The organism is Microbispora sp. H10670 (assembly GCF_014161385.1).
GTDB classification, from domain to species: domain Bacteria; phylum Actinomycetota; class Actinomycetes; order Streptosporangiales; family Streptosporangiaceae; genus Microbispora; species Microbispora triticiradicis.
Window position 1 is genome coordinate 1 of record NZ_JABBWW010000014.1, and the last position, 21,951, is coordinate 21,951.

Below are 21,951 nucleotides of genomic sequence, written 5' to 3' on the forward strand. Positions count from 1 at the left end.
ATGAAGCGTCGAGAACTCCATGATCACCGATGTGGTCTCACCCGCTTTACCTGCCGTCGAAGATGCCACTCACACCACAGATTCCCAGATCAGGGCCAGCGCCCACCGACTACGCAATCACCCTGGCCCTTCAACGGTGCGCTCAACGGAGAGGCAGCGCCCGTACACGGATGCCTGTCGCGGTGAACGTCGCAATCGCTCCCGCTCGCAAGTGTGGTTCGAGCACATCGAGGTGCCCCAGGATGACGTTCACCATGTCAGGTGGCCGAAGTTCCACGATCTCTCGTACGAGGACAACCGAGGGCTCCTTTGCGCGGGCGTAAGCCAGGAGGGCGCCGAAGTCGGTGTCAGCGGAGACGATGACCCGTGCGTCCGCTGCAGCAAGGGCCATGATCGTCGAATCTGGTGCGCTCGTCGCTTGGAGGTCACGGACGTGCACCGTGTCATGGCCGGCTTTGGCCAACAGCTCAGCGACGCGAGGGGAGAGGTTCTCGTCAACCAGAAAGTTCACGCCGTCTCGCGGAGCCGGTAGTAATGGACGTTTGTGGAGGCAGCAGCGTACTCGAGAGCCTGCTTGATATCCGCACGTTCCAGGTCTGGGTAGTCCGACACGATGTCATCGAAGGACCATCCGGCGGCAACGAGTCGGACCACCGTCTCGACAGTGATGCGGAGTCCTCTGATTGTTGGTCTGCCTTCGAGCTTGTCCGGCTCAGCAGTGATGCGATCGAAGTCCATGGTGTCTCCCCTCATCTCCGATAGTGCCAGGCCGAGCGCGGATCGGCGACCGAGAACCTCAGCCTCGATCCACGCGCCCGAGTCCCGCCTCTGGCGTACCCAGGACACAGGCGACGTGATCACATGTGCTCCATGAACGTCCACCAGCATGCGGTGGACGAGCGACGGCACCAGGTGGCCAAGCAGCTCGACAGCCTCGCGCGGGGACAACTCAAGAGCGGATCGGGCACGCAAGAGCGCGAAGGCCGAATAACGGTCAAAGCCCAGGCGGGAAAACAGCCCTTGACCTGGGCTTTTGAGTGGGTGGAGCCTAGGGGATTCGAACCCCTGACTTCCTGCTTGCAAAGCAGGCGCTCTGCCAGCTGAGCTAAGGCCCCTGGGCGGGCGCGAACTGCGAAGACAGGCAGATCTTCGAGCCCTCCGGTGCGTACACCGTAGCAACAGCCCGTGTGCGAGCGCCACTCGACAGCGCGCGGGGCATGGCTGCGGGGGGTCAGGAGGCGGAGGTGACCACCGAGGGGGCGCCGACCTCGTTGCCCAGGACGAGGCCGGGGAACTCGGCGATGGAGTCGAGGATGTGGGTGGCGCCGCCGCCGAGCAGGCGCTCCCTGGTGTGGACCCCGGTGAGCACCCCGGCGACGATGGAGGCGCCCGCGCGCCGGCCGCAGAGCATGTCGCTCTCGGAGTCGCCCGCCACGGCCACCTGCCGTACGTCGTCGACGCCGGAGCGCAGGACGGCGGTGAGCACCATGTCCGGGTACGGACGGCCACGTCCGGCGTCCTCCGGGCACAGCGCGAGGTCCAGCATGTCGACCCAGCTGAGGGAGCTCAGCACCCGTCCCAGGGTGGCCCGGCTGAAGCCGGTGATCAGAGCGATCTTCAGGCCGGCCTGACGCAGCTTCTCGATCGCCTCGATGGTGCCGGGGATCGGGACCAGGCCGGCCCGCTCGATGGCTCCCTCGTACGAACGCTCGAAGGTGAGGTTGGCGGCCTGCGCCTGTGCCTCGTTGCCGGGGAAGATGCCGCGGAAGACTTCGATCTTCGGGCATCCCCGGGACCTGTGCACATGCACCATCGCGCGGGCATAGGCGCTGGTCCCGGGGACGATGCCCTGCGTGGCGATCGCCTCGGCGAACGCCCGTTCCACCATGTCGGTGTCACCGATCGTGGTCCCGGCCAGGTCCAGACAGGCCAGCTTCACGGGAGTCATTCCCCGCACCTCTGCCACGATCAAGCACCATCCCTGGTGGTCAGTTCTCGCTGCCGGTCGCCTCGGTCCACAGATCGAGCTCGGCCCGGTCGGCCTGCACCTTGCGCCAGACAAGGAGCCCGCCGACGGCGACCAGAGCGAGAACAAGCAGCTTCTTCACGGTGTGACCCCACTTCTTCGACGGTCTCACCTGCCGGGTGAGACAACGCCCGGTTCTACGGTTCCCTGCAGCCTAGCAAGGCTTCGGCGTCCGGCTCGGCCTGCCGGTAATTTCGGTGAACCTGAATACTGGTTTCGGATTTCCTGCCGAGTCCGTCGTACGACTGCGACGACAGGATGACGAGATCAGAACTGCCCAGCTCCCACCGGCGCTAACCCTGACGGCCGGGGCTATGGGCTGTTGGAGGACACGTGGTTTCGGACAGGCGGGGGGCGCTCCGCTCTCAGCGGAAGCCACTCAAACCACTCAGGGAAGGGTCACGCAGAGACGGATGGTCGTTCCGTCGGCCCCGGTGCGCACGGCGAGGTCGGCCAGGCGGTTCATCAGCCACAGCCCCCGTCCGCCGAAGTCGAATTTCGTCGCGGGCTCCTCACGCTCCAGGACCTCGGCCGGGATGCCGGGACCCTTGTCCGTGATCTCGCATACGAGGGAGCCGGCCTCGCTCCACATGGCGATGCCGCGCGGCGGTGAGCCGTAACGGACGGCGTTGGCGACGGCCTCGTGCACCGCGAGGACGAAGTCCTCCAGCACGATGCCCTCCAGACCGGCCTCCTGCGCGGACACCATGACCAGATGTCGTACCCGGGTGACCGAACTTCGGTCGAACTCCAGGCTGAGCAGGCTGCCCGCCACGGTTCTCCACCACCCTTCTGCTTCCCCCGCGCTACTACACCACTTACCGCCCATACGGACCTGACACGTGTTTTCCGGTACGGCTTGCGCCACCGTTCCAGCGGACCGCGGGCAGCGGAGGTCGCGCACGTGACGCTAGCGCATCGTCACAGCTCCGTCAGGAGCAGGCTCAGCATCCGCTTGGTGTCGGCAAGCGGTCTGGCCTGGATGCACAGGCGTTCCATGACCGCGAGATAGCGGTCGATGTCTTCGCGTTTCTCCAGGTAGATGGCGCTTGTCAGCTGTTCGAGATAGACGACGTCGGGCAGGCCGACGCCCGCGAAGCGCAGGATGCTGAACGGCCCGCCCGCGGCCGCGTGCCCTCCGGCGCTGAACGGGATGACCTGGAGCGTCACACGGGGCAGGTTGACCATTTCGAGCAGGTGCTCGATCTGGGCCCGCATCACCTCCGGGCCGCCGACCGGGCGGCGCAGCACGGCCTCGTCGATCACCGCCCACAGGTTCGGGGCGTCCGGCCGGGCCAGCAGTTCCTGGCGGTCCATCCGCAGCCGTACGCGGCGCTCGATCTCCTCCGCCGGGGCGTCCGGATGTCCGAGCCGCACCACCGCCGCGGCGTACTCGGGAGTCTGCAGCAGCCCGGGGACGAACTGCACCTCGTAGCAGCGAATGGTGCTCGCGGCCTGCTCCAGGCCGACGTACGCCTCGAACCAGGAGGGCAGGACGTCGTCGTACTTGTGCCACCAGCCCGGCGCGTTGGCCTGGGCGACGAGGGACAGCAACGCCTCGCGCTCCGCCTCGTCGCTGACGCCGTACAGGGTGAGGAGATCGGCGACGTCGCGGCGGCGGAAACCGACGCGCCCGAGTTCCATCCGGCTGATCTTCGAATGCGAGGCGCGGATGGCGTGCCCGGCCTCCTCCAGCCGGATGTGCTTGCTTTCCCGCAGGCGGCGCAGCTGGGTGCCGAGGAGGAGACGCAGAACGGTGGGACTACGGCGTGACTGTGACGCCAGGTCAGGGAGTTGAGGCACACCCTCCGCAGGGGCCGCAGTCATATGAGGTCCTTTGAGGTGCACCGGTGTTTACGCCCTGTTAACGATACTCTCCCCGTCGTCTCGCGCAAGCGGTGCGATCAGTTCTGCAGCAGATCGTCGAATTCGCCCTCTTTGGCGGAGCGGACGAAAGCGGCCATGTCCTTGACGGGCAGGACCAGGGCGGGGCCGGACGGGTGCCGGGAGTTGCGCAGCGCCACCAGACCATCGGGAAGCGCGGCGATCTCGACGCAGTTGCCGCTCGGATTGCTGTGCCGGCTCTTGCGCCAGCCCACCCGGCCCAGATGAGATGAGGGCATCCCGTTGTAGATCACGGACATGTGGGGCCTCGTTTCGGATTCCCCGCTCATGCAAGGACTTTCAAGCGCTTGCACGTGCATCTGTACTTGCACAGCAGCACCAATGGGAGCAGTATGACTTACTGAGTCATCCCGCCACACGGTCGACATCAACCTCATAAGGCTCTCAATGACTGGTTATCGGACAGACCGCGCTTCACTCGCAGAAGCCGATAGCGGTGCCCGTGATCCCTGGCTGGGTACGCTTGAGCAGGTCTTTCCGGACGGTGTGCGGTGGCCGTGGACCAATGGAACGGAGCCCGACGGCGCACCCCAGGTGGCGGTGCACGAATTCCACCGCGAAAGTCTCGCCGCACGCACCGCGCGCCACTTCACGACGGGTGTGCTGCGCACCTGGTCGATGGACGACGTCTCCGACGACGCCGCGCTCGCGGTCTGCGAACTGGTCACGAACGCCCTGCGGCATGGTCTGCGCCACCAGGCGATCCACCCCGTCCCGGTACGCCTGCTGATGTTCCGCTCGACCCGGGCGCTGCTGTGCATGGTCACCGACCCCAGCAGCGCCGCCCCGGTGCTGCGTGAGCCCGACTACGTGTCGGAGACGGGACGCGGCCTCCAGGTCGTGGCGGGGGTCAGCCGCATGTGGGGCTGGACGCCCCTGCGTCCCGTGGGCAAGGCGGTCTGGGCCGGCTTCACGGCCGAGCGCTCCGGCTCGCACCGCTGACCCACCGGGCCCTCCCCGCCCCCGTCAGGCGCCCACCCGGCCCTTCCCCTCTCTTCAGCCCGATTTTCCTCGGTAGTATCGCCGTCTGGGCTGAACGGAGGATCATGCCGGGTTTCCCCCCGGTCGAGCCAGTGGGTTTCGACCCGTCCATCCCGAACGAGGCCCGGGTCTACGACTACTGGCTCGGCGGGAAGAACAACTTCGCCGCGGACCGCGAAGCCGCGGAGATGGCGCTGCAGATCGCGCCCGAGCTGCCGATGATGTGCCGCGAGGGACGCCAGTTCATGCGCAGGGCCGTACGGTTCCTGGCCGAGGCAGGAATACGGCAGTTCGTCGACATCGGGTGCGGCCTGCCGACCCAGGGCAACGTCCACGAGGTCGCGCAGCGGTACGCCCCCGACGCCCGGGTGGTGTACGTGGACTACGACCCCGTCGTGGTGAACCACGGGCAGGCGCTGGTCGAGGACGACGAGCGCGTGGTGGTGATCCACGGCGACGTGCGCGACCCCGACGGGCTGTTCGCGCACCCGCGGCTGCGCGGGCTCGTGGATCTCGACGAGCCCGTGGCCGTCCTGCTCGTCGGCCTTCTCTCCACCATCAACGACGACGATCTGACGCTCGCCATCACCCGGCGGTTACGCCAAGTGATCGCCCCCGGCAGCTACATCGTCATCAGCCACGCGGTCTCCGACATCCGGCCGGAGGTGACGGACAAGCTGTCCCTCCTGTTCGCCAACGAGTGGGCCGCCAAGGACGACGGCCGCACGCGCCTGCCCACACGGGCGGAGATTCCTCGGCTGTTCGGAGACCTTGAGCTGGTGGAACCCGGCCTCGTCCTGCTGCCGGACTGGCGCCCTGAGCCGGGCAGGCTGCGGCCGCCGAAGAACGCGGTGTGGTCGGTCGGCGGAGTCGGCCGCAAATCCTGACGCGGCGCCCTTGTTAGATCTTCGTTGAATATCAACGTGCCTAACCATTGACAGAAGTAGCGTCGGACGACGACGCTCAGTGAATAATCCAGCTTCCCTAGGGAGGTGGGACAGCGATGGTCATCGCCATGTCCTGCTCCATGACCGCCCGCCCGTGCGCGGCGAGCGGTGGATCGACCACCGGCGTGCTCAGCCGGTGCACTTCGTGACCTCCGCCGCGGATCAGTGCGGAGTTCTCTACACAGACACTTATCTCAGCGTCAGGTGGTCCCCGGCGGACGCGTCGGTGATCATCGATGGCGAGGTCGACGTCTCCAACAGTGAGGCCCTGGCGAGCGCGCTCGCCGTGGCGAGGAAGGCGAGCGGCGAGATCGTCATCGACACGGGCGACCTGCGGTTCATCGATCTCGCGGGGCTGCGGGCCCTGCTGGCTCCCGCCTCCGTCGTCACGCACGACGCCCCACGGCTGCGGAACGTGCCGCCGTACCTGGGCCGTCTGCTGCGGATGCTCGACTACTGACGACCACCAAGGACTACGAAGGACTGCCGAGGAGCTCAGCCGACGAGGTCGCGCGCCAGCGTCTCTATCCGGTCCCGCCACTCCTCCAGCACGGAGGTGTGGCCGGTAGCGCCGGTGTCCGTGACGACCAGCCGCGCGCCGTGTCCGGTGCCCCTGGACAGTTCCCAGCGCACCCGTCGCCCGTCTTCGGCATGAATGGCCCCGGGCCGCTCCGGCCCCGCCGGTGCGACCGTGAACTCCACGTACGCCGGCGTCTCCGCGCCGGGCCCCGCGCCCGGAGCCCCCGGCGTACGGACGGCCGTGACGGTCCCCTCGCCGAGGCGGTCCGGCACCGGGGCGCCGATCGTCGCCCCGGCGGCCCCCACGGCGTTCCAGACCTCCTCCACCGGCCGCGTGAGCTGCCGTTCGAACCGCACCTGCCGGCCGCCCGGCCCGTCCGCTCGTCCGGCCACCGCCTCCGTGAGCCCGAACGCCTCCACGTACGCCTGATGGAGCTCCGGGAAGTTCCCCTCCGGCCACTCGGGTGACCGTCCGGCGACGACCGCTTCCAACGCGCCAAGACAGACCTCCCACCCGGAGGCGTAGCTCGCCGCGGCCGGGCGGTCGTCGAAGACCTGCGTGAAGACGAGCAGGCAGCCGCCGCCCTCCTCCGGCGACAGCTCGAAGCGCAGCAGGTTGTCGCCCTCGCGGGGCATCTCGGGGGTGGAGCGCTGGACGAAGGCGAACACGCGGGGCGGGTCCAGCTCGGTGATCTCGGCGTCCAGCGTCATGCCGCCACCGAACACGATCTTCCCGCCCACCCGCAGGTCCATCTCGGCGACCGTGAACGGGAACCACCGGCCGAGCCGCTCAGGCTCGGTGATCGCCCGCCAGACCTTCTCCCTCGGGTGGGACAGCCTGCGCTCCATCCGCAGCACCGGCCGTCCGTCGATCTCGTCGAGCGTCGCCTTCACGTCATCTCCTCCGGGTCGTCGCCGGGCGTCTCGTCCAGATGCCTCTCCAGCGCGTCGAAGCTCGCCGACCACAGCCTCCGGTACGGCGCGAGCCACGCGTCGATCTCGGCGAGCGGCTCGGGGCGGAGCTCGTACCACCGGCGCTGGGCGTCCCTTCGCACGCGGACCAGCCCGGCCTCGCGCAGCACCTTGAGGTGCTTGGAGGTGCCGGGCTGGGTCAGGCCGAGCCGCTCGGTGAGCTCCCCGACGAGGCGGGGGCGTTCGAGCAGCAGGTCGAGGATCCGCCGCCGCACGGGCTCGGCGAGTACGTCGAAGGTCGCTGGCACGACCCCGAACATACCCGCTCGGCTATATTCCCGCAAGGTTATGTAATCAGCTGAGGATCTCGTCGAGCTCCTTCAGGGCCACGTCGTCCGGCCGCCATCCGGCCGCCGCCGCGTTGGCCGCGACCTGCTCCGGCCGGGTCGCGCCCGCTATCACCGACGACACGGCGGGCCGCGCGAGCAGTCCCCCGATGGCCACGTCAAGCAGGGTCACGCCCTGCCGCTCGGCGAACTCCCGCAGCCTCTCCACCACGTCGAACCGCTCGCCGGTCAGATACTGCGGCCGGCCGGCGAGGCGGCTGCCCTCCGGCGGCCGCTCCCCGCGCCGATACTTGCCGGTCAGCAGGCCGTTGGCGAGCGGGAAGTACGGCAGCAGGCCGATGCCGTGGTGCGTCAGCGCCGGGACGAGCTCCTGCTCCACCCGGCGGTCCAGCAGGCTGTACTCGTTCTGGGCGCTGACGAAGCGCTCCAGACCACCGGTGCGGGCGATCCAGTCCGCGTCGGTGACCTGCCAGGCGGCGAAGTTGGACGAGCCCAGGTAGCGGACCTTCCCCTCCCGCACCAGGTCCGTCAGGACCGACAGGGTCTCCTCGACCGGTGTGGACGGATCGGGGAAGTGCAGCTGGTAGAGGTCGATCCAGTCGGTCCCGAGCCGGCGCAGCGACCGTTCGACCGCCAGGCGGACGTAGCGCCGCGAGGCCCGCGCGCCCCAGTCGGGCCCGTTGGCGCCGTGCACGTCCCCGCCGAACTTGGTCGCGAGGACGACCTGGTCACGCCGCCCCTTCAGCACCTCGCCGAGCAGGGCCTCCGACTCCCCGTAGATGTCCGCGGTGTCGATCAGCGTGACGCCGGCGTCGAGCGCGGCGTCGACCACGGCGCGCGTGGCGTCGAGGTCGATCCTGCGGCCGAAGTTGTTGCCGCCGAGGCCGACGGCCGAGACGACGAGCCCCGAGTCCCCCAGCCGCCGATAGGTCATCTCCGTCATGGTTCCCCTCACAGTCCCCTCACCGTCCGCCTCGCCGGCGGCGGAAGCATCACCTCACCGTATTTCGCGCCACAGGAGAGGCCGTCCGGGGGGCGCACGGCGGACGCCCGCGAGAGGATGCCGGGCATGACCACCGTGCGGCACGCTGTCCGGGCCATCCTGTTCGACGGGGACGACGTCGTCCTGTTCCGCCGGGTACGGCCCGAGCGTGAGCCTTACTGGGTCACGCCGGGCGGCGGGGTGGAGCCGGGCGACGTCTCCCTGGACGCGGCGCTGCGCCGCGAGCTCGACGAGGAGCTGGGCGCCACGGCGGGACCGGCGCTGCACGTGTTCACCCTCGCCGAGCCGGGCCGCCTGAGCACCGTCTTCGCCTGCCGGCTCGTCTCGCTCGACCTGTCGCGCCGCAGCGGCCCGGAGTTCCTCGAACCGGACGTCGGCCTGCACCAGATCCGGCGGGTCCGCCCCGCGGACGTGCGCACGCTGAACATGGTGCCGCCGGAGCTGGGGGAGTTCATCTCGGCGAGCGCCGCCACGCTGCCCGCGCTGCTCGACGCCGCGACGTACGCCCCGGGCCGGTACCGGCCGGTCGTGGACGTGCATCTGCTGCTGACGGACGGGGACAGGGTGCTGCTCGGCCGCCGCCACGGCACCGGGTACGCCGACGGGGAGTGGCAGATCATGCCGTCCGGGCACCTGGAGGACGGGGAGACGGCCGTCGACGCCACGGTCCGCGAGGCGCGCGAGGAGCTGGGCATCGAGCCGTACGGCTGCGAGGTGGTCCACGTGATGCACCATCGCAACCCGGGCGGCACGGCCCGCGTCGGGTTGTTCCTCGTGCCCATGGGATACACCGGCACGCCGGTCAACGCCGAGCCGCACAAGTGCGCGGAGCTGGGCTGGTTCCCGATGGACCGGCTGCCCGAGCGGACGGTGCCGTACACGCGGGCGGGCGTCGAGGCCGTGCGCCGCGTGCTCGCCCACGGCCGGACGGCCGCCGAGTCGAACGGGTCCCGCCCGCCGGTCTTCTCCCTGCACGGGTGGGAGACGCCGGGCGCGGCGGAGGCGGCGGCCGAGGCGGCGCGGTCCGGCTTCGAGGAGGTCACGGTCTGTCTCGTCGGCTGGCTCGACGGCACGCCGCTCGTGCGGTCCGACGAGGAGACCGACCGCCTGCCCTCGACGGTCGTACGGCCGGGGGAGGACGCCGAGGCGGCGCTGGCGCGGATCGCGGCGGCCGGGGCGATCGGGGAGACGTGGTTCGCGGGCGCGGACGACTACGTCTCACCGGCCGGACGCCCCGGGCGGCGGCTGGCCTTCGCCGCCCGCCTGACCACCAGGCCCGAGGGCGTGGTGCCGCTGCCGGCGGGGTCGCTCGGCCGTCTCCCGTACGCCGAGCGGGCGTTCGTCCGCTCTTCGGGACTTCTGTACGGCGTGTCCGGCCGATAGCCTGGTCCGGGGCGTGCCGGGAAGTCTGGTCGGCGAAGGGGTCTCCCATACCCGGGAGGCCGGACCGCCGACCGGAGGGCAGCCGTGAGCACAGCCGTACGTCCTGGGCAGGTGAGATCATGCGTGCCCGGGATCTCCTAGTGCCGTTCCCCACGGTAGGGCTCGACTCCCCCGTGGCCGAGGCCGCGCGTCTCATGGCCGAACGCGAACTGCCGGGGCTGATCGTGCTGGACGAGCACGGCACGCCGGTGTCGATCCTGCCCGGCACGCAGGTGCTGCGCCTGGCCGTGCCCCGCTACTGCCAGGACGACCCGGCGCTGGCCCGGGTGATCGACGAGGCGCACGCCGACGCGTTCGTACGCGCGCTGGGCGGGCGCACGGTCCGGCAGGCGTTGCCGGAGCGTCCGCGCGAACTGCCGGTCACCGACCCGGACGCCACCCTCCTGGAGATCGGCGCGCTGATGGCGCGCACCCGCAGTCCCCTGGTCGCGGTGCTGGACGGCGGCCGGCTGCTGGGCGCGGTCACGCTCTCCGCGCTGCTCAAGCGGCTCGCATGACGGTGACCGCCTGGGTGGCGGCGATCGTCTTCGCCGCCACGTACGTCCTCATCGCGACCGAGAAGATCCACCGGGTCAAGGCCGCCCTGGGCGGCGCCGCGATCATGCTGCTGGTCCACGCGACGGCGGCCGGCTCCGCGTTCTTCTCGCAGGAGTCCGGCGTGGACTGGAACGTCGTCTTCCTGCTGCTCGGCATGATGGTCATCGTCGGCGTGCTGCGGCAGACCGGCGTGTTCGAATACCTGGCGATCTGGGCCGCCAAACGCGCCAGGGGACGGCCGTTCCGGCTCATGGTGCTGCTCCTGGTGATCACGGCCCTGGCGTCGGCGCTGCTGGACAACGTCACGACCGTGCTGCTGATCGCGCCGGTGACGTTCCTCGTCTGCGAGCGCCTCGCCCTGCCGGTCGCGCCGTTCCTGATCGCCGAGGCGATGGCGTCCAACATCGGCGGCACCGCGACGCTCGTCGGCGACCCGCCGAACATCATCATCGCCTCCCGCGCCGGGCTGACCTTCAACGACTTCCTCGTCCACCTGGCGCCGCTGGTGATCGTGCTGACGGCGGTGTTCATCGGGCTGTGCCGGGTGCTGTTCCGCCGCGCCTTCCGGTATGACCCGGAACGGGCCGCCGAGATCATGCAACTCGACGAGAAGGCGGCCATCGAGGACCGGGTCATGCTCGTGCAGAGCCTGTCCGTGCTCGGGGTGGTCGTCGCCGCGTTCGTGCTGCACCCGGTGCTGCACTACGAACCGTCCGTCGTGGCGCTGCTCGGCGCGGGGCTGCTCGTGCTGGTCACCAAGATCACCACGGACGAGGCCCTGCGCGAGGTGGAGTGGCCGACGCTGGTGTTCTTCGCCGGGCTGTTCGTGATGGTCGGCGCGCTCGTCGAGACCGGCGTGATCGCCCAGGTGGCGGCGGCGGCGGAGGCGACCGCCGGGCGGCCGGGCGTGACGGCCATGGTCCTGCTCTGGGCCTCGGCCGGGCTGTCGGCGATCGTGGACAACATCCCCTACGTCGCCACGATGAGCCCGATCGTGGCCGACCTCGCCCAGCACGTGCCGGGCGACCACGACGTCCTGTGGTGGGCCCTCGCGCTGGGCGCGGACCTCGGCGGGAACGCCACCGCCGTCGGCGCCTCCGCCAACGTCGTCATCCTCGGCATCGCCGAGCGCAACGGCGCGCGCATCAGCTTCTGGGAGTTCACCAAGTACGGCCTGATCGTCACCGTCGTCACCGTGGCCCTGGCCACGCCGTACCTCTGGCTGCGCTACCTGCTCTGAGCCCGGCTCAGTGAAGCCGGAGTGCCGGGCGATCGCCCGACAGCTCCAGCGATTTCGCCCATATGCGCATTTCGGCCTGATTTCGGGAATCCGCGTCCCCGGTCCGCTCATCGGACCGGGGAATTGCGCTCGCGAATATGAGTAGGGGGATACTTACGCGAGCCGACCGCGATTCTTCGTAACGTTTCTTCGAGGAGCCCGTCATTCGGGAAGCCCGCCCCCGTTCCCTTCGGACGACCCGGCCCAGCCCGTCCGGGCGACCCCGACCCGTTCCCCTCGGATCACCCCGACTCGTTCCGGAGACGATCATGCCGGTACGCCTGATCGTGGCCCTCGCCGTGGCCGCCGCCACGTTCTGGGCCACGCCGGCGCGGGCCACGAGCTGCCCACCCCCGCCCAACGTGATCGGTCAGACGTACGAGCAGGCGTACGCGACGCTCAACGGCCATTTCGGCTATGGGGTCGTGACCGTCCCCGATCCCGTGCCTCCCGGGACGAGTTTCGTGAGCAGCGCGGTGACGTTGTCGTGCATCGAATTCAAAATCACGGGTGTCCGGGTCTACCTGGAAGGGCAGGTGCCCGACCTGACCGGGATGACGCTGACCGCGGCCACCGCCGAAGCGGAGAAGGCCGGGTTCGGCGTGACCACCGGGCAGCCGGAGGCCACCGGCGAGTGGAAGGTCGCCCAGCAGACTCCCGCGCCCGGCGGGCGGCTCGCCTACGGGCAGGCCGTCAGCCTGCTCCTCGACGGCTCGATCGAGGTGCCGTACCTCATCGGCCGTTCGGTCGGGGAGGCGCGGCAGATGACGGCGGACCTGGGGCTGATGCTCGGAGGGGTGGACGACGCGCGCGACGACCAGATCGTCGAGGACCAGAGCCCGCCCGGCGGAGGCGAGCTGACCATCGGCGACGCCGTCTACGTCGTCCTGAGCGAAGTGTCCCCGGTGAGCCCGCCTGTGAGTCCACCGCTGAGCCCGCCTGTGAGTCCACCGGCGAGCCCGGACGACAGTCCCGCACCGAGCCCCCCGGAGTCGCCGCGGCCGGAGGAGTCGCCCGAGGCGAGCCCTGAGCCGGTGCCGACGGTCCCGTTCTCCGGCGAGGAGACGGGCTCCGACTTCGGTGTGCAACCGTGGCTCGCCGTCGTCGTGGTCGCCGCCGCGCTCCTCGGCCTCGCCGGATGGAAGGCCCGGGACGGCCGGCGCGCGCCCGACCGGGACCACGACCGCCGCCGGGAGGTACGACTCGTCTCCCGCGCCGATCCGTCCCCGAACGTGCGCATCCACGAGAGCCGCGACTCCCGCCCGGCCGTACGCCTCCACGCGGTCGCGGACCCGGGTCGGCAGGAGATCCGGGAAGGCCTGTCATGAACCTGACCATCAACCCGAATCCGGGCACGGCCGCCCTCGCGCTCTGTGACGGCGTGCGCGGCGCGGTGGTGGCGGCGGCACGCGTCGTCCGCGACCCCCAGGTGATGAGCACGATCTGCCGCGACGCCCCGGACCTCGCCGGACAAGTCATCGCTCAGCTGCCCGAGGCCGGCGCCGGCCTGCTCCACGGGATCACTCTCGGGACGGTCCTGGCGGCCGGGTGGCAGAAGTCCCGCGAACTGCGGGCCGCCGCGGTGCGCAGTCACGAGGACGGCAGCCGTGGGAAGACCGCGCAGGTCCTCCTGGCCGCGCACTCGGTCACCTCGGAGCACCGCCCGTACGTCGAGGTCTACACCGACGAGCGCAGGGTGCTCACGATCACGTTCTCCGTCGACCTGACGTTCACGATCGGGCTGCTGTACGCGGGAATCCGCGACGGGCGGCTGGTGACCCTCCATCCCGGCGGGGACTGCGAGGTCGCGGTGAGCTGGGGGATGGAGGGATTCAAGATCGGTGAGAAGAAGGTGCCGATCCGCATCCCAGCCGTCGCCGTTCCCCTCGGCGCCGGAATCCTGCTGGCCCGGCCACCCTCCTGACCGCGTCCCGCGTTCAGCTTCCGGACGCGATCGTCAGGCACTGCTCACCCCTGCGTACCGATGACGAAAGGAAATGTTCAGCCTGGCGGAATTTGATCGTATCGCCTGCTGTATGCACGAAAGGTACGTCTGTGAGCTCCTCCCTCTCCCGCCGTGATCTCATGCGCTCGGCCGCCGCCGGCGGCCTCGGCATCGCCGTCGCGGGCAGCATCGAGGCCATCGCCGGTCCCGCGGCCGCCCAGGCCGTCCAGGCCGGGGTCGGCAAGACGACCGGGTACGGGCCCGTCGTCCCCGACCCCGCCGGTCTGCTCGCCCTGCCGAAGGGCTTCTCCTACAAGATCGTCGCTCAGGCCGGGACGACGAAGCTGGAGTCCGGCGAGCCGACCCCGAGCGACGCCGACGGCACCGGGTGCTTCGCCGGCCGCGACGGCTGGGTCCTGGTGAACAACCACGAGATCGGCGGCAGCGAGCCGTACGGCGTGCCCGCCCTGCCCGGCCTGACCTACGACCCCGGCGCCAAGGGCGGCACCACGAACATCGAGGTGGACCGGAACGGCAACCGGGTGCGCGAGTACGTCAGCGTCGCGGGCACGCACAACAACTGCGCGGGCGGCATCACGCCGTGGAACACCTGGCTGACCTGCGAGGAGACCGAGCAGCGGGCCGGGGGCGCGTTCCAGAAGGACCACGGCTACGTCTTCGAGGTGGACCCGTTCGACCGGGCGGCCAACCGCGACCCGGTCCCGCTGAAGTTCCTCGGCCGCTACTCCCACGAGGCCGTCGCCGTGAACCCCCGCAACTCGGAGATCTACCTGACCGAGGACGCGAGCGGTCCGAACGGGCTCTACTTCCGGTGGGTCCCGCCGAAGCACTTCCACGCCCGCAAGGGCGCGCTGCGCGCGCTGGCGCTCGGCCCGGGCGGCGACACCGCCGGGAAGCTGCAGGCCATGCGGTGCCGCAAGGGCGGCAAGCACATCGCCGACCTGTCCGAGGCGACCCAGCCGGGCACCCGCTACAAGGTCGAGTGGGTCGACGTGCCGGACCGGGACGCCAAGACGACCTCGGTGCGCAAGCAGTTCACCGACGACCAGGTCACCCGCAGCCGCAAGCTGGAGGGCGCCTGGTGGGGTGACGGCGGCGCGTACTTCGTCGCCAGCTACGCCCGGCACGACGACGGCAGCAGGAACGAGCACGACGGCCAGGTCTGGTTCTACGACCCCGAGTCGGAGACCGTCACGCTCAAGACGATCTTCGGTGTCAACCCCGACCCGGAGCAGGACACCCACTACGACGGGCCGGACAACATCACCGTCTCGCCGTACGGCGGGGTCATCCTGGCCGAGGACGGCGAGGGCCTGTCGCACCTGGTCGGCGTGACCGACAAGGGCACGCCCTACCCGATGGCCCGCAACGAACTCAACGACAGCGAGTTCACCGGCCCGACGTTCAGCGCGGACGGGCGCATCCTGTTCGCCAACATCCAGACCCCGGGCTATGTCTTCGCGATCACCGGCCCCTGGACCCAGAAGCACGACGGGCACGGGCACGGGCACCACTGACCTCCCTGAGGCGTCCACCTCACCCCCCGGGTGGGGTGGACGTGTTTCCGGGGAGCACCGCGCCGGGTGACCGGCACGGCTCAGGCGAGGAGGTGGGCGAGGCCGAGCCCGGCGGCGGCGGCGAGGACGCCGAGAACCAGGCTGCCGAGCGCGTTGAGCCCGGCCTCCAGGACCGCACCCTCCTCCAGCAGCCGTACGGTCTCGAAACCGAACGTGCTGAACGTCGTGAACGCGCCGCAGAAGCCGGTGCCGAGCAGGGTGACCATCGCGGCGGGCAGCCCGAGATCGTCCCGGGCGCCGAGCAGCAGCCCGAGGACGAGCGACCCGGACACGTTGACCGCCAGCGTGCCCCAGGGGAACACACTGTCGTGCAGGCGCTGCACCAGGCGGTCGGCCAGATAACGGGCGGGAGCGCCGACGATGCCTCCGAGGAAGACGAGCAGCAGGGTCACGGCTCCGCCCGCCCCGGCTCACGCCCCACGTAGCGGTAGACCTCCACGGAATCGACGATCACCAGGCCCTCGGTCACCAGTTCGTCCAGTTCCGCCACGAACGCGCTGATCCTCTCCGGGACGTCCACGATGACGACGGCGATGGGCAGGTCCTCGCTGAGCGACAGCAGGCGGCTGGTGTGGATGCGCGAGGATGCGCCGAAGCCCTCGACGCCCCGGAACACGCTCGCTCCCGCCAGGCCCATCTCGTGCGCCCGATGGACGATCTCGGTGTACAGCGGCCGGTGCCGGTACTGATCGCTCTCGCCTATCAGGATCGTCAACCGCTGCGCGGGGCCGTGCAGTCTCATTCGCCCCTCCTCCCGCGCCGCCGTACGGGGAGGCCCGCCAGGGCGCGGGCGAGGACGACGCCGCACCACACCGCGATCAGCCCGGCGACCACGCCGGCAGCGGCATACGCGCCGGCCATCGGCCACGCGCCGTGCGACGACCTTTCCACGATCTCCGTCGTGAAGGTGGAGAACGTCGTGAATCCGCCGAGGACGCCGACCCCGAGGAACGGACGGACATAGCGGCGCGGCGGCCAGACGTCGAGGACGAAGACCATCAGGGCTCCGAGCGCGAAGCAGCCGGTGACGTTGGCGAGGAACGTCCCCCAGGGGAATCCGGTGGGCGGCGCGGGAAAGGCCCGGCCGAGCAGAAACCTGGCCACGGCGCCGGCCCCGCCGCCGAGCGCGATCACCGCGAGGACGTCCCAGCCGCGGCGGCGTGCGGGGGCCGCCGGGCGGAACACGTCCCGCTCGTGCCGGAGGTCAACGTCGGGGTCGATCGGCAGGCCGGCCTCTTCCCGATCGCCGCGTACGCGCCGGCTCACGCCGTCCTCCTCGTCCTGGTCACCCGGCCTTCCGGGCTCGTCACCCATCCGTCGATCCCGTACGCCGGTCGCGAAGGGGCGCGAAGGGAGCCGGTCCACACGAGTGGGTCCCAGTCTACGTACCGGCCCGAAGCGGCCACCGGCCGCCGTGGCCGCAGGCGAGCGGCGGATCAGCCGGCTCTGTCCCTAATCGGGAATTTTTTCGGACCACAAATATCATGTTACGGAGAGCCGGTGAGCGGGACATCCGAAAGCCGCCACTTTCCGGAAGTCAATCCCCTCCGACCTGGCCAAACCCAGAAAACCGACATATGGCAATTACTTAAACAATCGGCCATATATGGTTCTATTGACATTAAACCGCGGTCGCCGTTGACTTGTTAAGTATGGGCGTGATCATGAAGATGAGACCGGCGGAGGTGTCGCCGGGACGATCCGCCGGATCCGGCCCGCGCACGACTACGGTCACGCCTTGCTGAGCGCCGCCGGCGTCTCCGGCGTCTCCGGCGTCTCCGGCGTCTCCGGCACGGTCGGCCCCGGCCGGTCGTACGGCCCTCCCCTCACCGTCGACCTGCGCGGAACGCCGGGATCGGTGTCGTGGCGGCCGGTGGACGTTCAGCCGGACACCGAGCCGGACGCGGAGGCCCTGCCCTGCGTCGTGCTGGCCGACCGCGCGGGCTGCGCCGAGTTCGCCGTCCTGCAGGACGCCCTGCACCACCTCGGCGTGCCGAGCGTGCGTGTCGACGCCGAGACCATCGCCTCGCTGCGGCTGTCCGCCACGGTCGGCGCCGGCGAGGCGAACGGTGTCGCGGGCGGTGTCGCGGGCGGCACGACCGGCGGGACGACCGACGGCGGGATGTGCGGTGTGCTCGACCTGGACGGCCGCCGCATCGCGCCGACCGTCGTGTGGGCGCGCCACTTCTCGCCCCGGGCCATGCCCGCGACGGCGGACGCCGTGGAGACCCTCCTCCGCGCGGAGTCCTGGCACGCGCTGGTCCGCCAGCTCTGCTCGCTGGCCCCGGCGAGCCTGCCCGGCAACCGGCCCGGCCGGCTGGAACAGCTCGCCGGTGCGGCGAGGGCCGGTGTCCGCGTCCCCCGTACGGTCGTCACCACCAGCCCGGCGGAGGCGGCGGCCGCCATGGACGGGCCCAGGGTCGTCGTCAAGGTCGTCGAGGAGCACTTCGTCGAGACCGAGCCCGGGCTCCTGACCGGGGTCCTCCCCGAGGTCGCGGCCCGCGAGGAGGTGCTGCGCCGGCCCGCCCTCGACTACCCCGTCATCGTGCAGGAGTACGTCGAGCACGACGCGGAGCTGCGGGTCTACCACGTCGCCGGCGCCCTGCACGCGTACGCCGTCGGTAAGCGTTCCCCCGACTCGCCGTGGCGCGAGGAGGGTGAGGTGACGGTCACCCCGGTCGCCGTTTCGCCCGCGGCCGCCGACGCCGTACGGCGGCTCGCGGGCCTGTGGGGGATGACGTACGGCGCCTTCGACCTGCTGCTCAGGAAGGACGAGGTGGTGTTCCTGGAAGTGAACGCGGACGGCGACTGGCGCTGGTTCGAGGCGAAGGCCGGGGGACACGCGGTCTCCACGGCGGCCGCGCTCGCGACACGAACGCTCCATCTGGCGGCCCTGGGCAACGCCGTGCCCCCGCCGCCGCTCGACCTCGTCGACTTCCTCCTGCTGGGCGCCAGGACAGCCGGTTCCGTCCGGTGACCGGGGTCGCCGCGGAGACCGGGACCAAGGAACGCACCATGGGTGACACGATCTCACCGCGACTGCACTGCTCGATTCTCGGTCCGCTGGAGGTCCACGTGGCGGATCACCGCGCGGTCATCGGCGCTCCGAAACAACGACTGCTCCTGGCGATCCTGCTGTGCCACGCGAACGCGGTCATCCCGTCGGAGCAGTTGATCGACTGTCTGTGGGGCGAGACCCCGCCACGCACGGCGCGCAAGAACCTGCAGGTCTACGTGTCCGCGCTGCGCAAGATCGTGGGCGACCGGATCAGCTTCCAGGGGTGGGGCTACCGGATGCGCGCCGACCGCGAGGAACTCGACCTGCTGCGCTTCCTGGAACTGAGCAGGTCGGGCCGCGCCGCCGTCCGGAGCGGAGACCTCCCGTCCGCCGCCACGCTGCTGGGCGACGCCGTCAGCATGTGGCACGAACGGCCGCTGGTCGAGTTCCGCCACGTCCCGCTCGTCGCCGCCGAGGTGGGCCGCTTCACCGAGCTCTTCCTGTCGGTCTACGAGGACTGGGTGGAACTGGAGATCGAGCTCGGCCGCCACGTCGAGGCCCTGGGCTCCCTCGACGTCGTCGCCGCGCGGTTCCCCGCCCGCGAGCGCGTCGCCGCGGCGAGGATGACGGCGCTGTCGCGGTGCGGGCGGGCCGCCGAGGCATTGTCCCATTTCGAGGGCCTGCGGCGGCACCTCGCCGCCGAGATGGGCATCGACCCCAGCCCGCTGATCAGGCAGCTCTACCAGACCATCCTCCGCGGTGACGGGCCTCCGCCCCCGCGGCTTCCCGGCCTGGCCGGCGCCGCCGCCCGCCCCCGGCCCGTACGGGCCCTGGCGAACCGGCTGCCCCGCGACGTCGACGACTTCGTCGGCCGGGAGACGGAGGTGCGGCGCGTCATCGAGGAGCCCGCCCACGTGACGGTGATCACGGGCGGGCTGGGCGCCGGCAAGACCGCCCTCGCCGTACACGTCGCGCACCTGCTGGCCCTCCGCTATCCGGACGGCGCCGTGGTGATCCCGCTGCGGCGCGACGGCGCCCCCCGGCCGGCCGCCGGCGTCCAGCGGGAGATCCTGGAGAGCGTGGGCCTGGACGTCACCGGCGTGTGCGAGGACGACGCGCTGGCGTCCGTCTGGCGGTCCTGGCTCGCCGACCGGAAGATCCTGCTGGTCCTCGACGACGCGCCGGACGAGGCGAGCGTACGCGTGCTGCTTCCCGGCACCACGTCGAGCCGGGTCCTGGTGACGAGCCGGAGCAGGCTCAGCGGGCTGGAGTCGGTGGCCCGGATCGGTCTAGGAGAACTGTCCGCGAGCGAGGGCGTCGAGTTCCTGAGCCGGGTGATCGGCCGCGACCGGGTGGCCGGGGACCTGCCCGCCGTCCTGCGGATCTTCCGGAGGTACGGGCTGTCGCCCCTGGTCCTGCGCCTGCTGGGGGCCCGGCTCGCCGGGCTGTGGCACCTGCCGCTCAGTCTGCTGGCCGAGCGGCTGGACCGGACCGCGAACGTGCTGGACGAGTTCGTCGCCGGGGACGTGTCGCTGCGCCGGCGGTTCGAGGAGTCCTACGCCCACCCGTCGTGGCCGCACCGCACCGCGTTCCTCGCCCTGGGCGCGCTCGGCGGCCCGGTCTTCGGGCACGAGGAACTCGTCGAGGCCCTGGACCGCGCCGGCGAACCGGGCGAGCGGGTCGTCGAGTCCCTCCTGGAGGCCGGCGTCCTGTCGATCTCGCAGACCCCGGCCGACGCCGAGGTGGTCGCCCACTCCCTGGCGTACGCGATGTCACCGCTCGCCCACCGGTTCGCGGCCGAACTGCACGGAAACCGGGAGCCCTGACGGACCGGGATCATCCGGACCGGGACCGGTGGGCACGCCGAGGCTTCTCAGGGCGGGGCCGAGCGAGGCGAACGCGCGGCCAGTATGGCGGCGGCATGGCGTCGCCATACTGGCCCTGAACCCCTCGTCCCTACCGTTGGCGGCGTACCACAGGCACGACCAGGAGGTGGGCCGTTGAACAGCCACGATGTTCAGACCGGGCCGGCGCCGTTCGACCCGCTGACGGCCCTGCGCGAGGCGGGGCACCCGGTGGACCTGCTCAACGAGCGGCAGCGGCAGGTGTTCGCCGAGCTGAGCAGGCCGGAGGTCGAGCTGCTGAACTCGATCAAGACCCGCCTGGACGAGGCCGCGGGCGAGGTCGAGGGCCAGGAGTTAAAGCTCGTTTGACATCCTCCCCTTCCTGAAGGGAGGGGATTCCGACCGTCGCCGGTCGGGTTTCCTGCTTCACCGCCGGTCGCCTCGTCCGAGAGGGCTCTCGTTGAGGTCTTACACCAGCTCCACAGGCGTTTCACCTCTCCGCCAGCCCGGCGGCGAGGATGTTCCTGGCGGCGTTGACGTCCCGGTCATGGACCGCGCCGCAGGCGCACTCCCAGACCCGGACGTTCAGCGGCATCGACTTCTGCAGTGCCCCGCAGGCCGAGCACAGCTTGGAGGAGGGGAACCACCGGTCGATCACGACCAGTTCCCGCCCGTACCACCCGGCCTTGTACTCCAGCATCGACCGCAGTTGCCACCAGCCGGCATCGGAGATGGCGCGGGCCAGCGAGTGGTTCTTGACCATGGCGCGGACGGCCAGGTCCTCGATCACGACCACTTGGTTATCGCGGACGAGCCGAGTCGACAACTTGTGCAGGAAGTCCCGGCGCCGGTCGCTGATGCGGGCGTGGGCGCGGGCGACCTTGAGCCGAGCCCTGGCCCGGTTCGCACTGCCCGCCGCCTTGCGCGCCAGCGAGCGCTGGGCCTTGACCAGGCGCCTGCGGCCGGCCCGCTCATGCCCGGGGTTGGCGACCTTTCCGTTCTCGTCGGTCAGATCGCCGATCGGGCGGGACAGGGTCACCAGGCTGGTGATCCCCGCGTCCACCCCGACCACGTCCCCCGTGGGGGCGAGGGGGCTGATCGTCTCCTCGACCAAGAGGGACACGAACCACCGCCCGGCCGGGTCCCTGCTCACGGTCACCGTGGACGGCTCCGCCCCCTGCGGGAGCGGACGCGACCACACGATGTCCAGCGGACCGTCCATCTTCGCCAGCGTGAGCCGGCCGTCCCGCCAGCGGAACGCCGAGCGGGTGTATTCGGCCGACGCCCGCGACCTCTTGCGCGACTTGAACACCGGATATCTGGCCCGCTTGGCGAAGAAATTCGCGAACGCGGCCTGCAGGTGGCGCAGCGCCTGCTGCAATGGCACACAGGACACCTCAGCCAGGAACGCCGGCTCCTCGCTACGCTTCCAGGCAGTGAGCATGGCCGAGGAATCCGTGTAGGAGACCCGGCGGCCTTCCAGGGCGTAGGCGCGGGTGCGTTCTTCAAGGGCCTTGTTGTAGACCAGGCGCACACACCCGAACGTCCGGGCAAGCTCACACGCCTGCTCGGGGGTCGGGTAGAAGCGGTACTTGTAGGCCCGCTTCACCGTCTGCGCCATGCCGCACATCATGCCACCCGATCGGTTGAGAATCGCATGTTTGTTC

The 21,951-nt window shown here is 70.5% G+C and carries 25 protein-coding genes, 1 tRNA gene and 1 pseudogene; 12 read left to right on the forward strand and 15 right to left on the reverse strand.

What is annotated here, in order from left to right:
- Positions 1-142: 142 nt before the first annotated feature.
- From HHX33_RS20080 to HHX33_RS20110, 8 genes are all read right to left on the reverse strand, one after another.
- Positions 143-511, reverse strand: a complete 369-nt coding sequence (locus HHX33_RS20080; protein ID WP_182875955.1) for a DUF5615 family PIN-like protein — start codon at positions 509-511, stop codon at positions 143-145.
- The gene (locus tag HHX33_RS20085) at positions 508-948 is read right to left on the reverse strand and encodes a DUF433 domain-containing protein (protein WP_182875956.1); all 441 of its coding nucleotides are present in this window, start codon (positions 946-948) and stop codon (positions 508-510) included. Before HHX33_RS20085 ends, HHX33_RS20080 begins: the two co-directional genes overlap by 4 nt.
- 94 nt (positions 949-1,042) lie before the next feature.
- Positions 1,043-1,115, reverse strand: a tRNA-Ala gene (locus HHX33_RS20090).
- Positions 1,116-1,231: 116 nt separating this feature from the next.
- Entirely contained in the window at positions 1,232-1,948 is a 717-nt protein-coding gene (locus HHX33_RS20095; protein ID WP_182875957.1) for an HAD family hydrolase, read from the reverse strand.
- Positions 1,949-1,988: 40 nt separating this feature from the next.
- Positions 1,989-2,108, reverse strand: coding sequence for a DLW-39 family protein (locus tag HHX33_RS35030; RefSeq protein WP_208802288.1), 120 nt, complete (start codon positions 2,106-2,108; stop codon positions 1,989-1,991).
- A gap of 306 nt (positions 2,109-2,414) precedes the next feature.
- Positions 2,415-2,801 (reverse strand): ATP-binding protein, encoded by a 387-nt coding sequence (locus tag HHX33_RS20100; RefSeq protein WP_165900432.1) that lies wholly within the window; start codon positions 2,799-2,801, stop codon positions 2,415-2,417.
- 146 nt (positions 2,802-2,947) lie between these two features.
- Positions 2,948-3,853 (reverse strand): helix-turn-helix domain-containing protein, encoded by a 906-nt coding sequence (locus tag HHX33_RS20105; protein WP_182875958.1) that lies wholly within the window; start codon positions 3,851-3,853, stop codon positions 2,948-2,950.
- A gap of 77 nt (positions 3,854-3,930) precedes the next feature.
- Positions 3,931-4,170 carry a DUF397 domain-containing protein gene (locus tag HHX33_RS20110; protein ID WP_182875959.1) on the reverse strand — a complete coding sequence of 80 codons (240 nt, stop codon included), beginning with the start codon at positions 4,168-4,170 and terminating at the stop codon, positions 3,931-3,933.
- Positions 4,171-4,465: 295 nt separating this feature from the next.
- Between HHX33_RS20110 and HHX33_RS20115 the strand changes: the two genes are divergently transcribed.
- The 3 genes from HHX33_RS20115 to HHX33_RS37290 all read left to right on the forward strand — a co-directional run bounded on the left by HHX33_RS20115 (position 4,466) and on the right by HHX33_RS37290 (position 6,319).
- Entirely contained in the window at positions 4,466-4,873 is a 408-nt protein-coding gene (locus tag HHX33_RS20115; protein WP_182875960.1) for an ATP-binding protein, read from the forward strand.
- A gap of 104 nt (positions 4,874-4,977) precedes the next feature.
- Positions 4,978-5,799 (forward strand): SAM-dependent methyltransferase, encoded by an 822-nt coding sequence (locus HHX33_RS20120; protein WP_182875961.1) that lies wholly within the window; start codon positions 4,978-4,980, stop codon positions 5,797-5,799.
- Between the two features lie 286 nt (positions 5,800-6,085).
- Positions 6,086-6,319 (forward strand): STAS domain-containing protein, encoded by a 234-nt coding sequence (locus HHX33_RS37290; protein WP_182875962.1) that lies wholly within the window; start codon positions 6,086-6,088, stop codon positions 6,317-6,319.
- Positions 6,320-6,354: 35 nt separating this feature from the next.
- On the opposite strand, the gene HHX33_RS20130 is transcribed toward HHX33_RS37290, so the two are convergent.
- From HHX33_RS20130 to HHX33_RS20140, 3 genes are read right to left on the reverse strand one after another with little or no spacing between them, the layout of a single operon-like run.
- A complete protein-coding gene (locus HHX33_RS20130; RefSeq protein WP_182875963.1) occupies positions 6,355-7,272 on the reverse strand; it encodes an SRPBCC family protein in 918 nt (305 codons plus the stop codon).
- Positions 7,269-7,598 carry an ArsR/SmtB family transcription factor gene (locus tag HHX33_RS20135; protein WP_182875964.1) on the reverse strand — a complete coding sequence of 110 codons (330 nt, stop codon included), beginning with the start codon at positions 7,596-7,598 and terminating at the stop codon, positions 7,269-7,271. The genes HHX33_RS20130 and HHX33_RS20135 overlap by 4 nt, the downstream gene beginning before the upstream one ends.
- Before the next feature lie 46 nt (positions 7,599-7,644).
- The gene (locus HHX33_RS20140; RefSeq protein ID WP_220502004.1) at positions 7,645-8,580 is read right to left on the reverse strand and encodes an aldo/keto reductase; all 936 of its coding nucleotides are present in this window, start codon (positions 8,578-8,580) and stop codon (positions 7,645-7,647) included.
- Positions 8,581-8,706: 126 nt separating this feature from the next.
- Between HHX33_RS20140 and HHX33_RS20145 the strand changes: the two genes are divergently transcribed.
- The 6 genes from HHX33_RS20145 to HHX33_RS20170 all read left to right on the forward strand — a co-directional run bounded on the left by HHX33_RS20145 (position 8,707) and on the right by HHX33_RS20170 (position 15,382).
- Positions 8,707-10,023 (forward strand): NUDIX domain-containing protein, encoded by a 1,317-nt coding sequence (locus HHX33_RS20145; RefSeq protein ID WP_182875965.1) that lies wholly within the window; start codon positions 8,707-8,709, stop codon positions 10,021-10,023.
- Between the two features lie 119 nt (positions 10,024-10,142).
- Positions 10,143-10,580, forward strand: a complete 438-nt coding sequence (locus HHX33_RS20150; RefSeq protein WP_111697468.1) for a CBS domain-containing protein — start codon at positions 10,143-10,145, stop codon at positions 10,578-10,580.
- Entirely contained in the window at positions 10,577-11,860 is a 1,284-nt protein-coding gene (locus HHX33_RS20155; RefSeq protein WP_182875966.1) for an ArsB/NhaD family transporter, read from the forward strand. The genes HHX33_RS20150 and HHX33_RS20155 overlap by 4 nt, the downstream gene beginning before the upstream one ends.
- A 308-nt stretch (positions 11,861-12,168) precedes the next feature.
- Entirely contained in the window at positions 12,169-13,227 is a 1,059-nt protein-coding gene (locus tag HHX33_RS20160) for a PASTA domain-containing protein (RefSeq protein ID WP_182875967.1), read from the forward strand.
- Positions 13,224-13,823, forward strand: a complete 600-nt coding sequence (locus HHX33_RS20165; RefSeq protein ID WP_182875968.1) for a hypothetical protein — start codon at positions 13,224-13,226, stop codon at positions 13,821-13,823. The genes HHX33_RS20160 and HHX33_RS20165 overlap by 4 nt, the downstream gene beginning before the upstream one ends.
- Positions 13,824-13,954: 131 nt before the next feature.
- Positions 13,955-15,382 carry an alkaline phosphatase PhoX gene (locus tag HHX33_RS20170; RefSeq protein ID WP_244301685.1) on the forward strand — a complete coding sequence of 476 codons (1,428 nt, stop codon included), beginning with the start codon at positions 13,955-13,957 and terminating at the stop codon, positions 15,380-15,382.
- Between the two features lie 80 nt (positions 15,383-15,462).
- Here HHX33_RS20170 and crcB (HHX33_RS20175) read toward each other — a convergent pair whose 3' ends face one another.
- From crcB (HHX33_RS20175) to crcB (HHX33_RS20185), 3 genes are read right to left on the reverse strand one after another with little or no spacing between them, the layout of a single operon-like run.
- Positions 15,463-15,834, reverse strand: a complete 372-nt coding sequence (gene crcB / locus HHX33_RS20175) for a fluoride efflux transporter CrcB (protein WP_138459737.1) — start codon at positions 15,832-15,834, stop codon at positions 15,463-15,465.
- The gene (locus HHX33_RS20180) at positions 15,831-16,184 is read right to left on the reverse strand and encodes a DUF190 domain-containing protein (protein ID WP_182875969.1); all 354 of its coding nucleotides are present in this window, start codon (positions 16,182-16,184) and stop codon (positions 15,831-15,833) included. The genes crcB (HHX33_RS20175) and HHX33_RS20180 overlap by 4 nt, the downstream gene beginning before the upstream one ends.
- Complete coding sequence (gene crcB, locus HHX33_RS20185) at positions 16,181-16,756, reverse strand: fluoride efflux transporter CrcB (RefSeq protein ID WP_182875970.1); 576 nt, start codon at positions 16,754-16,756, stop codon at positions 16,181-16,183. The genes HHX33_RS20180 and crcB (HHX33_RS20185) overlap by 4 nt, the downstream gene beginning before the upstream one ends.
- A gap of 424 nt (positions 16,757-17,180) precedes the next feature.
- Between crcB (HHX33_RS20185) and HHX33_RS20190 the strand changes: the two genes are divergently transcribed.
- The 3 genes from HHX33_RS20190 to HHX33_RS20200 all read left to right on the forward strand — a co-directional run bounded on the left by HHX33_RS20190 (position 17,181) and on the right by HHX33_RS20200 (position 20,653).
- Entirely contained in the window at positions 17,181-18,419 is a 1,239-nt protein-coding gene (locus HHX33_RS20190) for an ATP-grasp domain-containing protein (RefSeq protein WP_182875971.1), read from the forward strand.
- A gap of 38 nt (positions 18,420-18,457) precedes the next feature.
- Positions 18,458-20,266, forward strand: coding sequence for an AfsR/SARP family transcriptional regulator (locus HHX33_RS20195; protein WP_182875972.1), 1,809 nt, complete (start codon positions 18,458-18,460; stop codon positions 20,264-20,266).
- A gap of 174 nt (positions 20,267-20,440) precedes the next feature.
- The gene (locus tag HHX33_RS20200) at positions 20,441-20,653 is read left to right on the forward strand and encodes an aroma-sacti cluster domain-containing protein (RefSeq protein ID WP_111697459.1); all 213 of its coding nucleotides are present in this window, start codon (positions 20,441-20,443) and stop codon (positions 20,651-20,653) included.
- Positions 20,654-20,687: 34 nt separating this feature from the next.
- Here HHX33_RS20200 and HHX33_RS20205 read toward each other — a convergent pair.
- Positions 20,688-21,905: pseudogene (locus HHX33_RS20205) on the reverse strand (RNA-guided endonuclease InsQ/TnpB family protein); the annotation flags it as partial.
- Positions 21,906-21,951: the final 46 nt, after the last annotated feature.